The organism is Arthrobacter sp. YAF34, assembly GCF_052113245.1.
In the GTDB taxonomy this organism is placed as follows: Bacteria; Actinomycetota; Actinomycetes; order Actinomycetales; family Micrococcaceae; genus Arthrobacter.
In genome coordinates, this window is record NZ_JBFRCV010000035.1 from 1 (window position 1) to 3,257 (window position 3,257).

General features: G+C 65.1%; 1 protein-coding gene and 1 rRNA gene. One reads left to right on the top strand and one right to left on the bottom strand.

The window, feature by feature from the left end:
- Positions 1-102 (top strand): 5S ribosomal RNA (gene rrf, locus AB4Y72_RS19620); the annotation flags it as partial.
- 70 nt (positions 103-172) lie between these two features.
- Here the strand turns inward: rrf and AB4Y72_RS19625 are convergent.
- Positions 173-2,695, bottom strand: a complete 2,523-nt coding sequence (locus AB4Y72_RS19625) for an HAD-IC family P-type ATPase (RefSeq protein ID WP_441427807.1) — start codon at positions 2,693-2,695, stop codon at positions 173-175.
- Positions 2,696-3,257: the final 562 nt, after the last annotated feature.

Genomic DNA, 3,257 nt, shown 5'->3' on the forward strand with positions numbered 1-3,257 from the left:
CGCCCGGTCCCGCCCGGTCCCATCCCGAACCCGGAAGCTAAGACCCACAGCGCCGATGGTACTGCACCCGGGAGGGTGTGGGAGAGTAGGTCACCGCCGGAACATCATTAACGGTCGAGGACCCCCACCACCAGGTGGGGGTCCTCCCGCATTTAACCCGCCTTTCAGAACGCTACCGGCTGGACGGGACCCCCTCACCTGCCGGCACCCCTTCGCCGGCCGGGAGCGCTTCCGCGGCCGGGAAGACCCGGGCATGGAGCCGGGCCAGGACCTCGACCCCGACGCCCCCGCCGGCCCCGCACGCCACGGCCGCCAGCAACAACCCGTCTGGTGGCCGCGCCAGGAGAAAGAACTCCTGTGCGAGCGGCAGATTGAGCAGGATCAGCAGCGAGGCGCACATGGCCACCAGCACTGCGAGACGGCCTGCATTGAGGGGACGGGACACAGCTGAGAGTATCCACAGCCCGACCAGCGACAGCGTCAGCACGGAGGCGCTGCTGACTTGTTCCGGTGTGGCCGTGCCGGCCAGCGGTGCGATTGCATTCAACGTGAGCAGGGAAGCTGTCACGATCAGTCCCGCAGGCACCGAGAACCACAGGGACCTGCGCAGGAATCCGGGCTGATAACGGCGTGGGTTCGGCATGAGCGCCAAAAAGAATGCGGGAATGCCGATCGTCAGGCCGTCAGTGAAGGACAGCTGGCGGGGAAGGAACGGGAACTCCCATTGCAGCAGCCCGAACGTGACTGCGATGGCAATGGCGTAAACCGTCTTACTCAGGAACAAGCTTGAGACGCGCTCAATGTTCGCGATGACCTGCCGGCCCTCAGCAAGAACTTCCGGAAGCCGGTCGAAACGGCCGTCGAGCAACACCAGGCGCGCCACGGCCTTCGTTGCGGGTGAGGCAGAGTCCATAGCGATGCCAAGGTCCGCCGTCTTCAAGGCCAAGGCGTCATTGACGCCGTCGCCAGTCATTGCCACGGTGTGGCCCCGGCGTTGGAGCGCCTCGACCATCTGCCGCTTCTGGGCCGGCGTTACCCGCCCAAACACCACGTTGGCCCCCATCACCTCCTCCAGCTGCAGCGGGTCCTCCGGAAGCGATCGTGCATCGAAGCCCTGAAGTACGTCCAAACCAACCCGACGGGCGATTGCGGCAACGGTCCGGGGATCGTCACCGGAAATGATCTTCAACCGGACACCTTCTGAGCGGAAGAACTCGAGAGTTTCCCGGGCATCCGAGCGGGGCTGCTCCCTGAAAGTCAGGAGGGCCACCGGGCGGAGCGCTGCCGGCAGCTGCTCCAGCTTTCCCTCACCCGGCAAGTGCTCCCCGCTTGCCAGAACCAGCGTCCGCAGCCCGGTCTCTGCGAGGTCTCCGGCCTGGCGCAGCACGTCGTTCCGACTCAGTTCACGGGCGTGGTGCGGGATGGGCGTCCCCGGCGCAGAGATCGGCAGCGGCTGACGCCAGGAGGCGTCGTCTTGAACGAGTACCATCTCCGGCGCCCCGAGAATCCAGGTGCGGGCTGCGCCGGTGCTGCCGTCGAAACTGACACCGCTCCACTTCCGGGCGGAGGAAAACGGTACGGTCGAGACCGACTGAAGGCCGCCGTCGTCCTCAAAAACGGTGCTGAGGCAGCGCGCGGTGCCGTTCGCCTCCGGCTCCGCTCCAAACCACGCGAGGACCTGCTCCCATCCCGGTTCCGGAGCCAGCGGATGGACTGCGTCGAAGACGAGCCCTCCCTCCGTGAGGGTTCCCGTTTTATCCATGCAGAGGACGTCGACACGGGCCAGTCCCTCGACAGCGGCCAGTTCCTGAATCAGCACGTTGTGGTTGGCCAGCCGGACCCCGCCCACGGCGAAGGCCACACTCGTCATCAGCACGAGTCCCAGCGGGACAACGGCGATCAGACTGGCAATGAGGCCCACCAGGGCGGAGGTCCAGTCCTCAGTGGAAAGGGGAGCCTGCCAGCCGCCGCGGGCTTGGACCTCGCCATTGACGACAAGGACCGCCACGGGCAGCAGAACCCAGGCGATCCAGCGCAGTATGCGGTTGAGGCTGTTGCGGATCTCGGAGTTCACCAGCGAGAAGCGACGGGCGTCTGCCGTGATGCGGCTCGCGAAAGACTCCGCTCCCACCCGGACCACCTGGGCCTTGCCGCGGCCGGCCACGACGATCGATCCGGAGAGAACTTCAGAGCCCGCATCCTTGTCGACGGGGTCCGCTTCCCCGGTGAGGAGCGACTCGTCCACCTCAAGGCCGGACGACTCAAGGACGGTGGCGTCCGCGATCACCTGGTCCCCGGCCCGCAATACCAACACATCGTCGCGGACGACGTCTTCCGTGGCGATGTCGTGGATTTCACCCTCGCGCAGCACTCGCGCGTGTGGGGCATTGAGGACAGCCAGCCGGTCCAAGGATTTCTTGGCCCGGTATTCCTCGACGACGCCGATCACGGCGTTGCCGACAGCCGCGAGGCCGAACAGTGCATCCCGCCACTGCCCCAAGAGCAGCAGTACGAGGAAGCTTGTACCAACGATTGCGTTGAAGAGCGTGAAGACGTTGGCCCGGAAGATCTGCCACAGGCTGCGGCTGGTTGTGTCCGGGACCCGGTTGGTAAGTCCACGCGCGACCCGCGCCGAGACTTCTTCCTGCGTGAGGCCCCCGGCGGTCTTCCGCCGGGACGCGCGCCGATGCAGCAAGACACGTCTCTGGCGCCGGCGGTATGCCCTCACCCTCCGATGGTATCCGTAGCAGCGCCAGGATGTGATGGAGGATACAAAGCAGAAGAACGACGCCGGGGCTCCGCTTTGGCCCGCCAGGTCCCGTTTCACCGCGGATTTCCGGGGCTGGGAACGTTGGGGCGCCGGCGCCGGGGTGGGTTTGCGGTGGGGGCGTGGTGGGTGTATTGTTTTCTAAGTCGCCGCGAGGGAGACCAGCGGAAAGCTGGGAACCGGAGGCGGCCAATCCCCTAAATTTCAAGACCGGATCTGGTCGGCGTTTTGTGCGCTCCGGGTTCGGGTGGGGCGGGTTGGATGGTTTGCGGGTCGCGGAAACGCTGATTTGCTAAGCGGTCCGGACTCGGGTAAGTTTGAAAAGTTGCTCCGGAGCGATCCGCGACTGAATGTTGGTTGTGGTGGTGCCGGGTGTGTCTGTTGTTTGAGAACTCAATAGTGTGCCAAGTTTGTTGATACCAATTTATTGTATTGAATTGGTTGATTGTGCCGGGCCCGCCACCCCGTGGTGTGGTCTGGTGTTTTTAGC